Raw genomic sequence first — 14,795 nt, forward strand, 5'->3', positions numbered from 1 at the left:
ATGCCTGGCAAGTACAACACTGTGAAACCGCTTAGGTCAGGACGCAGGATTGATTGAACTCCTGATACTCCGTCACTACGCCATCCGCATCGCGTAGGCGTGTCCGCCAGCGAACGGTTCCGACCCCGTCGCCATTGCAGAGCAATTCAAGCTGCACTGGCTGGCCGGGGTCCATGAATTCCTCGTCCGACGGCGTACAGTTTCCCCCCACGCAAGAGGCAACGCTCAACTCCAGCACCAGGGGATACTGGGGATTGCCCTTGAATGCGACCGGGACAAACCGAGAGGAGCGCACCGGGATCTGTACATCTGCCAGAGGATCGAGGGCCAAGGTCTCGCATGCCTTTCCGGTAGCCCACAAGCGATAACCCTTCTCAACACCCTTCATGGCAGCAGACCGGAAGACCGGGTCCTGCAGTGCGGCAACATCCTCCGGATTGGAGTGATAGGCCGTCTCGACGATCACCGACGGCATCGTGCCAATGCGGTTCTCACCGTGGCCTTCAGCAACTGATTCGGCTCGAACTGGAAAACTCTCGTACCCGGGCTGCGCATGGATCACCTCTCTCATGCCGCACAGGATGCTGTCACCCAGCGCCTTGTCCTCTGGCTTGGTCCGATGATGATAGACCTCGGCACCGCGAACGCCGGGGGCGGCGTTTCCGTTTGTGTGCAGGCTCAGCATTACATCGACGCCAAGGTGATTGGCGTAGTTGGGACGAGCACGGATGTCCTCCTTCACCTCCCGATCACTGCTGGGACTGTTTGGAAGCTCATTCCATATGTCGGCACGTTCGGGGAAGAGCGCTTTCAAGTGATATCTGGAAGACATCTGTTCCCAAGGGTGGCCAGACTCTGGATGCGGGTCTTTAGAACGACTGCGAGCGCGGTGCACCACCAATCCACTTCGCTGCTCCAGCAAATCCTGCAGTTCGTCGCCGTATGTAGGGCTCAATACGTCCTCCTGCAGGCCGAGCGGAGCAGGGCGCTGGAATTCCCACGCCCTGCTGGGATGCAAGGCAATATATCCATGACTCGATGAAACCAGAGCCTGCGTGTGCGCGGATCGGGATTTCGTCGCTCTCGGCATAGGGCGATCTTCTGGAAAATGCGCCTCTATTTGTTTGCCCTGAAAAAGGAACTCCACATCCAGAATTTCCAAGCCCGCCTGATTCGAGTAGTGCCGAAGATCGGCGGCCAATGGGATGAGGAAAAGTTCTCCATAGTTTTGTTCATCGCCCGGAAGGTATCCGGGGCCGAAGTCGACGACCATCCTGCGTTTTTGCGGATCGACTGCCACACTCACAGTCACTTGCCGCAGCCTGCCCTCCTCTTGCAGATGACGCGTCAACTGGGCGCCAATCTCGCGCTCAAGCAGCGCCAACAGCTCGGCATAGGTGCCCGGGTCTTCGGCTGCCCTTGAGGCCTCGGCTCTAGAAGCCAACACTGGTGACGCAAGGAACAGGCTGCACGCGACTACGGCAGTTGCAAGCTTCAATCCCTTCATTATTGATTTCTCCATGTGGTGGGATACACGCCGCTCGTGCAGCGCCCCGCCACCCTGCCCCGCCGTGCGCCAGCGATTCCGCACCAGGCGCACACCGATGGACATTTCAAACTTCCCTCATCCCCAACCAGAACAAACCAACCCAGCCCCGCCAACACCGTTCGTGATCCACCTGGCCTATCCTTGCCAACCATGCCCACCGCCCGCTTCCTCAACTCACTGCAGTCCGTTCCCGCCACCGCCTGGGATGCCCTGCACGATGGCCGCAATCCATTCGTCAGCCACGCCTTCCTGTCCGGCCTGGAAACCTACGGCTGCCTGCGCGAGGACTGGGGCTGGCAGCCGCGGCACTTCACCCTGTGGGACCGTGATGCCCTGGTCGGCGCCGTTCCCGGCTACCTGAAGACCAATTCCCACGGTGAATTCGTGTTCGACCACGCCTGGGCCAATGCCTATGCGCGGCACGGGCGCGACTACTACCCGAAGTGGCTCGGCGCGGTGCCGTACTCGCCGGTGACCGGCCCGCGGTTGCTGGCCCGCGACGATGCGCAGCCCACCCTGCTGACAGCACTGCGCGACCGGTTGCCCGCGCTGGATGTGTCATCAGCACACATCAACTTCCACACAGCGGCTGACGAAACAATCTTCGACGACGACTGGTTGCTGCGCGAGGACATCCAGTTCCAGTGGCAGAACCCGGGTGACTGGGTGACGTTCGAACAGTTCCTGGGCGCGATGGACCACAAGCACCGCAAGAACATCCGCCAGGAGCGCGCCAAGGTCGGCCGCCAGGGCATCAGCTTCCGGGTGGTGCATGGCGATGAGGCCACCCGCGCCGATCTGCAGGCGATGTACCGCTTCTACCTGCAGACGTTCCTGGAATACGGCAACGCGCCGGCGCTGACAGAAGCGTTCCTGCGCCATCTGGCGATCTCACTGGGACGCGGGCTGGTGCTGTTCCTGGCCGAACAGGACGGTGAGCCGATCGCCGGCGCGCTGTGCCTGCGCGGCGGCGACACGTTGTACGGCCGCTATTGGGGCGGCGCTACCCTGCCCGGCCTGCACTTCGAGGCCTGCTACTACCAGGGCATCGAGTACTGCCTGCGCGAGGGCGTGGCCCGCTTCGAACCGGGTGCGCAGGGTGAGCACAAACTGGCGCGTGGCTTCCTGCCCACCATCGTGCGCAGCCGGCACTGGGTGGCCGATGCGGAGTTCGCCGAAGCGCTGCGCGACTGGTGCCGGCAGGAGCGGCGGGATGTGCGCCGCTACCAGCAGGAGCTGCAGGGGCACAGCCCGTTCCGTGCGGAACCGTAGCGTGGGAAAAGCGTGCCAACCAAGGTTGGCATCTACCACAGCAATGGCGGGGACCCTGCGCTCAGGTGCACTGCCAGAAGTGCCCGCTCACCCGGCACTTCGCGCACCAGAAGCTGTACAGCATGCCGCCACTACCCCACAGCAACATGCCTTCATTGGTAGTCGGCAACGTTGAGTCCAGCTGCATCACAAAAGGCATCTGCTCGCCGCAATCGATGCACCCCGGGTAGTGCGCGCTCTGCACCCAGCTCGGTGCGCCCCCCACCCGCGACAGGTTCTGCCGGTGATTGGACTGGCCCCAGTCCTGCTGTTGCCAGCGATCGCCGTCCATCGCGGCAAGACCCACCTCGGCCTGCAGCAGGTCGCCGCTGTCGGTGGGATTGATCGGCACCTGGCAGTGCTGGCTCGGGTGACAGCTCGGCATGCCTTCTGCATCGTGCCGATAGAAGCGCACGGGCGGGTCTTCCCAGCCACAGCAGTCCAGGCACAGCCCGAGCGTGACCTCGCCCTTCGCCTCCGGCTGCAGCGCCGCAGCATCGGTCCGCAGCAGGCACTGCAGCGGCGCATGACAGCTGCCGCACAAGGCATCCAGCAGCCCGCCCATGTGCCCCGCATGACGCACCTGGCCGCCATTCCAGGTGGGGTGCAGACGCCAGATCCGCTTGCGCCAGGCAGGCTCTTCGGCCACCTGTGCGCGATGCTGTTCGCGCCCGAAACGCAGGTGCAGCGGTTGCCGGCCATGCAGGTGGCGCAGACGTGGGCCATCGGCCAGGCCCGCCCAGTGCGCCCAGACCTCGGCATCCAGGTCGCTCCAGTCGGCCAGGTAGCCACGGGCGGCGGCGTGGGTCTCCGGCTGGGTGGCCAGCAGCACTGCCTTGGCCCGCTCCAGTTCGCGATCGTCGTCCGCCTCGGTCAACCGGTGCGCCCAGTCAGTCGCAACCGACGGCGGCAATGCCTGCCAGACCTGCGAAGCCAGCTGGATGTCATCCTCGATGGCGACCTCCAGCAGCGTCTCCCAATCGTCCTGCAGCGTGTGCGGCGCCTGGTAGCTGGCAAACTCCAGCACGCTGGTCAGCAGCTCGCCGCGCTCGCCGTCACGATAGCGCCGCCAGGCGTCAATACAGACCGGGGCGACAGCCTCGTCCGGCAGCAGATCCAAGGCCGTGTCGAGGAAGGTGGAGCCGGGCGAGCGGCGGTCCAGCGCCCGCAGCAACAACGCGCCAAGCTGGAGGCGGTCTTCGCTGGCCAGGGTCAACAGCATGGCCAGGCTGTCATTGCGTGTGCGCGGCGCATCGTGCGCATCGAGGATGGCGGTGATCGGATCGCTCATGCGGGGCTCCCTGCCGGTAGTGCGTGATGGTGCCAGACATCGCGCATCGCCACGACGAATACAATGCCGGCATGACCCGTCAGTTGCCCTGGCGCCTGGCCGACGCGCCGGATGCCCCCTTCCCGCCGGCCGAGACAGCGCTGCGCCAACCCGATGGCCTGCTTGCGGTGGGCGGCGACCTGCATCCGCTGCGCCTGCTCAATGCCTATGCCGGCGGCATCTTTCCGTGGTTCAGCGAAGGCGAGCCGATCCTGTGGTGGTCGCCGGACCCGCGCATGGTGTTCCGTACCGACGGCGTGCACCTGAGCAGCAGGTTCCGCCGGCAACTGCGCGGCAACCGCTGGGAAGTGACCGCCGATACCGCCTTCAGCCAGGTGATGCGTGCCTGCGCCAGCGCGCCCCGCCCCGGCCAGGACGGCACCTGGATCAGCCAGGCGATGGTGGATGCCTACAGCCAGCTGCACGACCTGGGTTTCGCACATTCCTTCGAGGTGTGGGATCGGCAGACGCTGGTCGGCGGCATCTATGGCGTGGCCATCGGCGAGATGTTCTTTGGTGAAAGCATGTTCAGTGGCGAAAGTGGCGGTTCCAAGGTGGCGCTGGCCGCACTGGCACGCACGCTGCACGGCTGGGGTTGGCCACTGATCGACGCGCAGGTGGAAAATCCGCACCTGCTGCGCATGGGCGCCGAGCATCTGCCGCGCGCGCCGTTTCTGCAGCAGGTCCGCAGCGCGGTACAGGCGCCGGGCCGGGAAGGTGCTTGGACCCGGCTCGTCGGGCGCGTGCCGGCAGCGGATTTTGCCGGGGAATAACACAATCTTTGCAAGCTGGGCGTTTGACGCGTAAAATGCTGCGCCTTAGGCCCAGCGTGGCCGTTTTCTGAACCGCACAGGACTACATGTCGAAAGACGATTCCATCGAGTTCGAGGGCACCGTCAGCGAGACGCTGCCGAACACCACTTTCCGCGTTCGTCTGGAAAATGGGCACGAAATCATCGCCCACATCTCCGGCCGCATGCGCAAGAACTACATCCGCATCCTCACCGGTGACCGGGTCAAGGTTGAAATGACCCCGTACGACCTGACCAAGGGTCGTATCACCTACCGAATGAAGTAAGCGGCTGGCGCGTTGCGCCACCCCGACAAGGCCAGCCCTGGACGCTGGCCTTTTGTCATGCCTGAAATCCGGCCCTGCCGGACGGCACCCTGACCGAATGCACCGTGACATCGGTCAGCCATGCTTGCGGCAGATTCGCATTCGCAGCGGCGGCGTCATCGTGGCATCCGATCCAGTCCGGATCGCCACCCCCTGCCCCCGCCATGAACGTGACCTCCCTGCCCGCTGGCTTCGCCGCCCTGGTACTCAGCACTGCCGCCCTGATCGCGCCCGCCGCCCAGGCCGCCGACACGCCGTCGGCAAGCGCCGGTGACAGCTGCATTGCCTTGAGCGAAGACCAGCAGATCGTCCGCGCCGGCGCCGATCGCGATGTGCTGCTGCGCAATGGTGACCAGCACTACCGCGTGGTGTTCAAGGCCTCCTGCAGCAGCGCCGTAACCTCGCGGCGGCTGGCATTTGAAACCCAGGGTGAAAGCAACCAGCTCTGCGCCGGCTCACGCAGCGCACTGAAGACCGACCGCGCCAGCTGCACGGTCGAGCGGATCGAACCCCTCGAAGCTGCCACCTTCCAGCGCATGGCCCGCCAGCGCAGCCGCTGAGGAGCCGGCACGACAAGGGCGGCCTGCGCCGCCCTGTCGTTGCTTCCGTTGCCGGGCGCTGCCCGGCACGTCCTTACTCCACCGTGGCCGGCAACAGCCGCTCCGGCTCGGCCTGCGCCTCGACCACCAGCTCGTCGTTGCGCACGTCGATGCTGACCTTGCCACCGTTGACCAGCTTGCCGAACAGCAGTTCGTCGGCCAGCGGGCGCTTCACCTTGTCCTGCAGCACCCGCGCCATCGGGCGGGCACCCATCAGCGGGTCGAAACCGTGGTGGGCCAGCCAGTCGCGCGCAGTCGGCGTGGCCGACAGGCTGACGTGCTTCTCCTGCAGCAGCATCTCCAGTTCGATCAGGAACTTGTCCACCACGCGCAGGATGTGTTCGAAGCCCAGCGGCTGGAACTGCACCACCGCATCGAGGCGGTTGCGGAATTCCGGGGTGAACGCACGACGGATGGTCTCCATCGCATCGGTGGCGTGGTCCTGCTTGGTGAAACCGATCGAGCGCCGCGAGGCCTGCGCCGCGCCGGCGTTGGTGGTCATCACCAGCACCACGTTCTTGAAGTTGGCTTCGCGACCGTTGGTGTCGGTCAGCACGCCGCGGTCCATCACCTGCAACAGGATGTTGAAGATGTCCGGGTGCGCCTTCTCGATTTCATCCAGCAGCAGCACGCAGTGCGGCGTCTTGACGATCTTTTCGGTCAGCAGGCCACCCTGGTCGAAGCCGACGTAGCCCGGGGGTGCACCGATCAGGCGGCTGATCGAATGCGGCTCCATGTATTCGGACATGTCGAAACGGACCAGTTCGATGCCCAGCTGCAGCGCCAGCTGCTTGGTCACCTCGGTCTTGCCGACACCGGTGGGGCCGGCGAACAGGAAGTTGCCGATCGGCTTTTCCGGATTGCCCAGGCCCGAGCGTGCCAGCTTGATGGCCGACGCCAGGGTGCCGATGGCAGGATCCTGGCCGAAGATCACCATCTTCAGGTTGCGCTCCAGGTGCTGCAGCACATCCTTGTCGGTGGCGCTGACCTGCTTGGCCGGGATGCGCGCCATCTTGGCGACGATGGCCTCGACCTCCTCGACGTCGATCAGCTCCTTGCGCTGGCCTTCCGGCATCAGGCGCTGGCGGGCACCGGCCTCATCGATCACGTCGATGGCCTTGTCCGGCAGCAGGCGATCGGCGATGTGCTTGACCGACAGGTCGACGGCGGCCTGCAGCGCTTCATCGGCGTAGGTGACGCCGTGATGGGCTTCATACTTGGACTTCAGGCCCTGCAGGATCTCGTAGGTTTCGCCCACGGTCGGCTCGACGATGTCGATCTTCTGGAAGCGACGGGCCAGCGCCCGGTCCTTCTCGAAGATGCCGCGGTATTCCTGGAAGGTGGTCGAGCCGATGCAGCGCAGCTCGCCCGACGCCAGTGCCGGCTTGATCAGGTTGGAGGCGTCCATGGTGCCGCCCGACGCCGAACCGGCGCCGATGATGGTATGGATCTCGTCGATGAACAGCACCGCATTGGGCACCTTCTTCAGCGCGGTCAGCACGCCCTTCAGGCGCTTTTCGAAGTCGCCACGGTATTTGGTACCGGCCACCAGCGCGCCGAGGTCGAGCGAATAGATGACCGCATCGGCCAGCACGTCCGGCACCGAACCCTCAACGATGCGTCGGGCCAGGCCCTCGGCAATCGCGGTCTTGCCGACGCCGGCCTCGCCCACGTACAGCGGGTTGTTCTTGCGGCGGCGGCACAGGACCTGGATGGTGCGCTCGATCTCGTCGGCACGGCCGACCAGCGGGTCGATGCGACCGGCACGGGCCTGCTCGTTGAGGTTGCTGGCGAACTCGGTCAAGGCATCGCCCTTGGGCTCGCCCTCGCCCCCTTCCATGCGGCCCTCACCGTCGGAGGAGGACGGCTGCTCGCCTTCCTCGCCCAGCTTGGCGATGCCGTGGGACAGGTAATTGACCACATCCAGCCGGGTGACGTCCTGCTGGTTGAGGTAATAGACCGCGTGGGAGTCCTTCTCACCGAAGATGGCGACCAGCACATTGGCGCCGGTGACCTCCTTCTTGCCGGAGGACTGCACGTGGTACACGGCCCGCTGCAGCACGCGCTGGAAGCCCAGCGTGGGCTGGGTATCGCGACCGTCATCTTCGGCCAGGCGGGACACGGAGGCCTCGATGGCCTGCTCCAGCTCCTGGCGCAGGCGGTCGGCGTCGGCGCCACACGCCTTCAATACGGCCTGGGCGGACGGGTTGTCGAGCAGTGCCAGCAGCAGGTGTTCGACCGTCATGAACTCATGTCGGGCCTCACGGGCGCGCTTGTAGCACTGGCCGATGGTGTGTTCGAGGTCTTTGCTGAACATGGATTACTCCGGCGGCAGTTGGAGACAATATGCGGCCTGACTACACGATTTCCATCACCCTAGCGGATTGCGACGTTCAGATGGCGTTAGCACTACCCGACGCTTGATCATCGTTCACTCCAGGACAGCCCACCCACATGAGCGAACCCTACCTGAGCCGCTGGCGATTGCGACGTGATGGTCCTTCGATCCGTACCCCCCATGCCCGGCTCTGGCCGGTGCTGACCGCCTCTGGCGAGGCGGCCATGTTGAAGGTGAGCACGGAGACAGAGGAACAGAACGGCCACCGCCTGCTGCGCTGGTGGAACGGCGACGGTGCCGCACGCCTGCTGGCCCACGAGGGGCCGGCGATCCTGATCGAACGGGCGCACGGCGATTCGCTGCGGCAACGCTCGATCAAGGGCGAGGACGACGCCTGCACCATGATCCTGTGCCAGGTCCTGCAGCAGCTGCACCGGCCACGGAGCGCGCCGCCAGAAGATCTGGTCTGCCTGCGTAGATGGTTCGCCGATCTGCTGCAACCAAGGGCACCGCTGCCGCCATTGCTGGAACAGTGCAGATCGCTGGCGATGGCACTGCTGGAGGACGAGCAGGAGATCCGGCCCCTGCATGGCGACCTGCATCACGACAACGTGCTGGATTTCGGCGCGCGCGGCTGGCTGGCGATCGACCCGAAGCGGTTGCTGGGCGATCGTGCGTTCGACTACACCACGATGTTCAGCAACCCGGACCTGTGTGGGCCGGGCATCCATGTGGCAACGCGGCCCGAGCGCTTCCATGCCCGGGTGGAACAGGTCTGCCGGCTGGCCGATCTCGAGCGCACGCGGCTGCTGCGCTGGATCGCGGCCAGTGCCGGCCTGTCAGCGGTGTGGTTCAGGGATGATGGCGACCCGGCCGACATCGATGAGGCGGTGGCCGTGATGGCCCTGCAGGCGCTGGCGGAGGCGTGACTGGAATCTGGCAGGCGCCCACCCTGGTGGGCACGCCGCGCCAGTGTCAGGCCTTTTCCATCGTGCACAGCAGCGGGTGCTGGTTCATCCGCGCGTACTCGTTGACCTGGGCCACCTTGGTTTCGGCCACTTCGCGGGTGAACACACCGCAGACGCCACGGCCACGGGTATGGACGTGCAGCATCACCTGGGTGGCCTTGTCCAGGTCCATGTTGAAGAACTGCTGCAGGACGTCCACGACGAAATCCATCGGGGAATAGTCGTCGTTGAGCAGCATGACCTGGTAGAACGGCGGCGGCGCCACTTCCGGGCGCGCGGGCTCCACGGCAACGCCGTGCTCGTGGTGGGAATCGGGGGCGGACTCGCGAGGCATCTGCCGATTATAAGGGCTGCGACGGCGGTGCGCAGGCCCTGCATGGAATGGACGGCACGGGCGCCCGCCGTCACAATTGCACCTTCCCACACACTTGGTTTCACAGGATCTTCATGAAAAGGACCCTTCTCTCCGCCCTGCTGATCGCCCTGGCTGCCGCGGGCACCGCTGGCGCTGCGACCACCACTGACAGCACGAAGGCCGACAAGGCCGTTGCCCGTCACCTGGAAAAGCTGGGCTACACCTACGAGGTCGATGAAGACGGCGATTACCAGATGGTGTTCGATGTCGAAGGCGATCGCACCCAGATCGTCTATGTGCGCTCGTCGGTGGAAGACTTCGGTACCCACAACATCCGCGAGATCTGGTCGCCGGGCTACACCTCGCAGACCAAGCAGTTCCCGGTGGCCGTGGCCAACCGCCTGCTGGAGGATTCGCAGGACGCCAAGATGGGCGGCTGGGTGAAGCAGGAATCGACCGCGATGTTCGTGGTGAAGATCGATGCCGACGCCACCGCCGACCAGCTCAGCGACGCCATCGATGCGGCCATCCGCACCGCCGACGCGATGGAGCTGGAGTTGACCAAGAAGGACGATCTCTGAGTTGAACACCTCGCCGGACCCGCGCTGGGCACCGCATGCAACCGTCGCCACCGTGGTGGTCGACGGCGGCAGGGTGCTGCTGGTGGAAGAAACCATCGAGGGCCGGCAGGTGCTGAACCAGCCGGCCGGGCATCTGGAGCCGGGTGAAAGCCTGGCCGAGGCCGCCCTGCGCGAGACCGTCGAGGAAACCGGCTGGACGGTGGAACTGACCGCCTTCATCGGCTGCTACCAGTGGACCGCTGGGGACGGCACCCCGTTCCTGCGCTTCTGTTATGCCGCGCGCCCGGTCTCGCACGACCCGGCGCGGCCGCTGGATGCCGGCATCGATCGGGCGCTGTGGATGACCCCGGCCGAACTGCAGGCCGCCGCCGGACGCCAGCGCAGCCCGCTGGTCTGGCAGGTGCTGGCCGACTACCTGGCCGGCCAGCGCTACCCGCTTGCACTGGTCCGGGAGGTCGCATGAGCAGCCCACGGGTGATGGTTGGCGTGTCTGGCGGCGTGGATTCTTCCGTGGCTGCCTGGCGCCTGGTGCAGCAGGGCGAGGCCGTGGCCGGCCTGTTCATGCAGAACTGGGCCGACGACGGCAGCGGTGACTGCCGCGCCGAGGACGACCGCCGCGACGCGGTGGCGGTCTGCGGACTGCTGGGCATTCCGTTCCATTTCCGCGACTTCTCCAACGAATACTGGCAGGGGGTGTTCGAGCACTTCCTGGCCGAGTACGCCGCCGGCCGCACGCCGAACCCGGATGTGCTGTGCAACCGCGAAGTGAAGTTCAAGCACTTCCTTGATGCGGCCCGCGAACTGGGGGCCGAGCGGATCGCCACCGGCCATTACGCGCGCATTGCCCAGCGCGGCCATCAGTGGCTGCTGCTGCGTGGCGCCGACCGCTCCAAGGACCAGAGCTACTTCCTGCACCAGCTGGGGCAGGAGCAGCTGGCGGCGACCCTGTTCCCGATTGGTGACCTGGAAAAGAGCGACCTGCGCCGGATCGCCCGCGACGTCAGCCTGCCAACCCACGCCAAGAAGGATTCCACCGGCATCTGCTTCATCGGCGAGCGCGATTTCCGTGAGTTCCTTGGACGCTACCTGCCGGCCAAGGCCGGGCAGATCCTCGATCCTGGCGATGGCAGCGTGATCGCCGAACATCCCGGCGTTTTCTATTTCACCCTGGGCCAGCGCGAAGGCCTGAACATCGGCGGCGTGCGCGGCCGCCCAGCAGCACCCTGGTATGTGGTCGGCAAGGACGTGGCCAGCAACGTGCTGTACGTGGACCAGGACCGTGACAGCCCGTGGATGCTGTCCAGCCGGCTGCGCTCGGAGACCGCGCACTGGATTGCCGGCGCACCGCCGGCACGGCGTTTTGAATGCACCGCGCAGACCCGCTACCGCCAGCCCGATGAGCCGTGCACGGTGGACGTGCTGGACGACGGCAGCGTGCAGGTCACCTTCGCCCGGCCGCAGCGTGCAGTCACCCCCGGGCAATCGCTGGTGCTGTATGACGGTGAGGTCTGCCTGGGTGGCGCGGTGATCGCCGCCACCGACGCGCCGCTGGAACAGCGCCTGCGCACCACCCCTTCTCCTTTTGAGGTAATCGCTGCATGAGTTTCACTGTCGACGACCGCGTTCTGGCTTTGGCCGGCATTGCCCAGGCCCTGCAGCAGGTACGCCGTATCGCCGATACCGGCCACTCCGACGCCGCTGCCGTGCGCACCGCCGTGGACAGCGTGTTCCGCATCGATGCGGCCTCGCCGCAGGCGGTCTTTGGCGATCGGCACGCCCTGAAATCCGGCCTGCGCCTGCTGCACAATTATTTCCGCAGCCAGGGCCAGGACCCGATCCTGCCCAAGCTGGCCCTGTCGGTACTGCAGCTGGAGCGCCGGTTCGTGCAGGACGGCGCCACCGTGAACAAGGTCGCCTCGGGCATCGAGCGCGCCCAGCGCCAGGCCACCGAGCTGGGTGACAGCGGCCACCCGGATGTTCTGGCCGCGCTGGGCGGCCTGTATGCAGACACCATCAGCCACCTCAAGCCGCGGGTCATGGTGCAGGGCAACCCGCATTACCTGGGCCAGGCCGGCGTGGTGGCCGAGATCCGTGCACTGCTGCTGGCCGCCGTGCGCGCCGCCGTACTGTGGCGGCAGCTGGGTGGCAGCTACTGGGACTTCCTGCTCAGCCGCAAGGCGATGGTCGAGGCCGTGGACCGGCAGCTGGCCTGAGGGCGGGGAGCCCGCCGGGCATGGCCCGGCGCTACCGATCGAGCGCCGCGAGGGCAGCGCCGGGCCATGCCCGGCGGACGGCGCCGGAAATCCGGCGCATTCAGAGAGCACATCGACGTTAAAGAGAAAGGGGGTACGGCCGATACATCCTCCGTGCACCTCCCGAGAACGTCCATGTACTCACGCATTTTCATCCGTCTGGCCGCCCCCCTGGCCCTGACCCTGCTGCTCCCCTTCGCCATCGGTTTCGAATGGCCGGCCGCCCTGCGCTGGGCGATCCTGACCACGATGACGCTGAGCTGGCTCGGCTTTGCGTGGTGGACCGCCCGCGCCCAGGCGCACCGTTCCCCGGAACATGCCCGTGTCCTGCGTGAGCAGGACCAGCTGCTGACCGAACTGCGCAACTTCGTCGGCAACGAGATCGACGGTTCGCGTGGCGAAGTGGAACGCGCCCGCGACCTGATCCGCCAGGCCGTCTCCAGCCTCGGCGGCAGCTTCGATGCCATGAACCGCAAGTCGCGCCAGCAGAGCCAGGCCCTGTCACGCATCGTCGACCGCGCCGGTGACGAAGGCGGCGCCGGCCTCGACGTTGCCCGTTTCGCCCAGCACGCCAGCCACCGCATGGAACAGCTGGTGGAAGCGCTGGAGCAGGTCAGCGGCCAGAGCAGCACCACCGTGCAGCACATCGACCAGATGGCGCAGCACCTGGATGGCATCTTCGCGCTGCTGGAAGACGTCAAGTCGATTGCCGACCAGACCAACCTGCTGGCGCTGAACGCTGCCATCGAAGCTGCGCGTGCCGGTGAAGCCGGTCGTGGTTTCGCCGTGGTTGCCGACGAGGTCCGCAACCTGTCCGAGCGTTCGACCACCTTCAACGAACAGATCCGCAAGCTGGCGCACAGCTCCAAGGACGCCATCGCCAAGGTCCGCGAGACGGTTTCGCACATGGCCTCGCGTGACATGGACCGCTCCCGCGAAGCGCGCCAGGAAGCGGCGGCGATGCTGGACAACGTGGCGCAGATCAACGCTTCGCTGGGTGACGGCATGCGCGAAGTGTCCGACTGCGCGCGCTCGATCGATGGCAGCGTGGCCGAAGCCGTGCGTGCCCTGCAGTTCGAGGACATCGCCACCCAGGCCCTGGGTGGCGTGCATACCCACCTGGACCGCTTGACCGCGATCAACCGCGAAGCGGTGGCCCTGCAGGAACTGCTGCATCGCAATGGCGGCGTGTTCGACGAAGAAATCGCCTCTGCCCTGCAGCGCACCGGCAACCGCCTGCGCGAACTGCGCAGCGAATGGGAGCGCCCGCCGCACAAGCCGGTTGCCCAGCAGAGCATGGGCGCCGGTACGGTCGAGCTGTTCTGATCCTGACGTCCGCTGCCCCTTCCGGCAGCGTGCGAGGCCCCGGTTCTGCCGGGGCCTTTGCGTGTGACCCGCCTTTGGATGCATCCTGCAAGCGCACCATGACCCTGATCCGCGCCCTGCCCCCGATCAACGAGAACGAGCGTCCGCGCAATGCGGGCGTACGTGAGCAGCTGCGCCAGCTGGAAGAGGTGGCCCGCGAAGAAATCCAGGAGCTGCAGAAGCTGGCCGACGCGCGCCCTGCCCCACCGGCAGCCGGCGATGACGTGCTGGGTCTGGCGTGGGACCTGGGGTTGGATGGCAGTGCGTTGAAGTAGCTCCACGCCATGCGTGGATGCATCTGCCCACGTGGCATGATGCGCCGGTCCCTTTCATGGAAGACCGATGGCCATCGCCCTGATCGCTTTGCTGCTGATCGAAGTCCTGCTGCTGGTCCTCTGGGCGCCGTTCTTCTTCCGCACAGGCATCGCGCTGTTCAACCGGCGCATCGCCGCTACGCCGGCAGAGCTGGCGCAGCTTTCACTGGCCGGGCTGGAGCATGACCTGCCGGCTGATACCTGGCTTCGCCTGGTATTCCGCGCGCTGCCGGACGGCAGTGTCGCCTTTCGCGAGAGCTTCGCACCGAGCGTTGGCGGTCGCTACTTTCCGCTGATGCGCGGGCGGGTGATGATCGACGCACGGCGCAGGGAGGTGCGGGTGCTCGGACTGTGCAGCTGGTTCGCGCTGGGCCTCACACTGATGCTGGTGCCGGTCATCCTCGTCCGGCCCGCTGCGTGGCCGATGCTGGTGGCCCTGCCGCTGTTCTACATGGGCTACTTCATCCAGCGCCGACGCTATGCAGAGGCGGTCGAAGCGGTACGCGCACGACTGCGATCCGAATTCCCGCAGCGGCTGGTTACCGCGCCGCAGTAGATCCACGCCATGCGTGGATGATCGCGGATGCAGGCATCAGTGCCGACCAACGGTCGGCACCCACCAAGGCTGGCCCAAGGTCGGCACCCACCAAGGCTGGCCCAAGGTCGGCACCCACCAAGGCTGGCCCAGAAGTAGATCCACGCCATGCGTGGATGAG

16 protein-coding genes are annotated in these 14,795 nt (G+C 65.9%); 12 read left to right on the forward strand and 4 right to left on the reverse strand.

The window, feature by feature from the left end:
• Window positions 1-31: 31 nt before the first annotated feature.
• A complete protein-coding gene (locus tag K5K93_RS02595) occupies window positions 32-1,612 on the reverse strand; it encodes an N-acetylmuramoyl-L-alanine amidase (RefSeq protein WP_222389670.1) in 1,581 nt (526 codons plus the stop codon).
• A gap of 87 nt (window positions 1,613-1,699) precedes the next feature.
• Here K5K93_RS02595 and K5K93_RS02600 point away from each other — a divergent pair, with 87 nt between their 5' ends.
• Window positions 1,700-2,821 carry a GNAT family N-acetyltransferase gene (locus K5K93_RS02600; RefSeq protein ID WP_222389671.1) on the forward strand — a complete coding sequence of 374 codons (1,122 nt, stop codon included), beginning with the start codon at window positions 1,700-1,702 and terminating at the stop codon, window positions 2,819-2,821.
• 61 nt (window positions 2,822-2,882) lie between these two features.
• Here the strand turns inward: K5K93_RS02600 and K5K93_RS02605 are convergent, their stop codons facing one another.
• On the reverse strand, window positions 2,883-4,151 hold the full coding sequence (locus tag K5K93_RS02605; RefSeq protein ID WP_222389672.1) for a hypothetical protein: 1,269 nt from the start codon (window positions 4,149-4,151) through the stop codon (window positions 2,883-2,885).
• Window positions 4,152-4,222: 71 nt separating this feature from the next.
• Between K5K93_RS02605 and aat the strand changes: the two genes are divergently transcribed.
• The 3 genes from aat (at window position 4,223) to K5K93_RS02620 (ending at window position 5,867) form a co-directional block, all read left to right on the forward strand.
• Entirely contained in the window at window positions 4,223-4,963 is a 741-nt protein-coding gene (aat, locus tag K5K93_RS02610) for a leucyl/phenylalanyl-tRNA--protein transferase (protein ID WP_222390954.1), read from the forward strand.
• A gap of 86 nt (window positions 4,964-5,049) precedes the next feature.
• The gene (gene infA, locus K5K93_RS02615) at window positions 5,050-5,268 is read left to right on the forward strand and encodes a translation initiation factor IF-1 (RefSeq protein WP_005409596.1); all 219 of its coding nucleotides are present in this window, start codon (window positions 5,050-5,052) and stop codon (window positions 5,266-5,268) included.
• 203 nt (window positions 5,269-5,471) lie between these two features.
• Window positions 5,472-5,867, forward strand: coding sequence for a hypothetical protein (locus K5K93_RS02620; RefSeq protein WP_093818278.1), 396 nt, complete (start codon window positions 5,472-5,474; stop codon window positions 5,865-5,867).
• A 73-nt stretch (window positions 5,868-5,940) separates the two neighbouring features.
• Here the strand turns inward: K5K93_RS02620 and clpA are convergent, their stop codons facing one another.
• The gene (gene clpA / locus K5K93_RS02625; RefSeq protein WP_093818277.1) at window positions 5,941-8,223 is read right to left on the reverse strand and encodes an ATP-dependent Clp protease ATP-binding subunit ClpA; all 2,283 of its coding nucleotides are present in this window, start codon (window positions 8,221-8,223) and stop codon (window positions 5,941-5,943) included.
• 137 nt (window positions 8,224-8,360) lie between these two features.
• Between clpA and K5K93_RS02630 the strand changes: the two genes are divergently transcribed.
• Window positions 8,361-9,173: an APH(6) family putative aminoglycoside O-phosphotransferase gene (locus K5K93_RS02630; RefSeq protein WP_025879128.1), complete on the forward strand. Its 813-nt coding sequence runs from the start codon at window positions 8,361-8,363 to the stop codon at window positions 9,171-9,173.
• Window positions 9,174-9,219: 46 nt separating this feature from the next.
• Here the strand turns inward: K5K93_RS02630 and clpS are convergent, their stop codons facing one another.
• A complete protein-coding gene (clpS, locus tag K5K93_RS02635; protein ID WP_025879127.1) occupies window positions 9,220-9,546 on the reverse strand; it encodes an ATP-dependent Clp protease adapter ClpS in 327 nt (108 codons plus the stop codon).
• A gap of 113 nt (window positions 9,547-9,659) precedes the next feature.
• Between clpS and K5K93_RS02640 the strand changes: the two genes are divergently transcribed.
• The 7 genes from K5K93_RS02640 to K5K93_RS02670 all read left to right on the forward strand — a co-directional run bounded on the left by K5K93_RS02640 (window position 9,660) and on the right by K5K93_RS02670 (window position 14,635).
• Complete coding sequence (locus K5K93_RS02640) at window positions 9,660-10,148, forward strand: hypothetical protein (protein WP_093818275.1); 489 nt, start codon at window positions 9,660-9,662, stop codon at window positions 10,146-10,148.
• A gap of 1 nt (window position 10,149) precedes the next feature.
• Window positions 10,150-10,611 (forward strand): NUDIX hydrolase, encoded by a 462-nt coding sequence (locus K5K93_RS02645; protein ID WP_025879125.1) that lies wholly within the window; start codon window positions 10,150-10,152, stop codon window positions 10,609-10,611.
• Window positions 10,608-11,750, forward strand: a complete 1,143-nt coding sequence (gene mnmA, locus K5K93_RS02650; protein ID WP_222389673.1) for a tRNA 2-thiouridine(34) synthase MnmA — start codon at window positions 10,608-10,610, stop codon at window positions 11,748-11,750. Before K5K93_RS02645 ends, mnmA begins: the two co-directional genes overlap by 4 nt.
• On the forward strand, window positions 11,747-12,361 hold the full coding sequence (gene hflD / locus K5K93_RS02655; RefSeq protein WP_093818272.1) for a high frequency lysogenization protein HflD: 615 nt from the start codon (window positions 11,747-11,749) through the stop codon (window positions 12,359-12,361). Before mnmA ends, hflD begins: the two co-directional genes overlap by 4 nt.
• A 174-nt stretch (window positions 12,362-12,535) precedes the next feature.
• The gene (locus K5K93_RS02660; RefSeq protein ID WP_093818271.1) at window positions 12,536-13,726 is read left to right on the forward strand and encodes a methyl-accepting chemotaxis protein; all 1,191 of its coding nucleotides are present in this window, start codon (window positions 12,536-12,538) and stop codon (window positions 13,724-13,726) included.
• A 98-nt stretch (window positions 13,727-13,824) separates the two neighbouring features.
• Window positions 13,825-14,040: a hypothetical protein gene (locus tag K5K93_RS02665; RefSeq protein WP_025879121.1), complete on the forward strand. Its 216-nt coding sequence runs from the start codon at window positions 13,825-13,827 to the stop codon at window positions 14,038-14,040.
• A gap of 67 nt (window positions 14,041-14,107) precedes the next feature.
• Entirely contained in the window at window positions 14,108-14,635 is a 528-nt protein-coding gene (locus K5K93_RS02670) for a hypothetical protein (protein WP_222389675.1), read from the forward strand.
• Window positions 14,636-14,795: the final 160 nt, after the last annotated feature.

The sequence above is a fragment of the Stenotrophomonas sp. DR822 genome, from assembly GCF_019793815.1.
In the GTDB taxonomy this organism is placed as follows: domain Bacteria; phylum Pseudomonadota; class Gammaproteobacteria; order Xanthomonadales; family Xanthomonadaceae; genus Stenotrophomonas; species Stenotrophomonas indicatrix.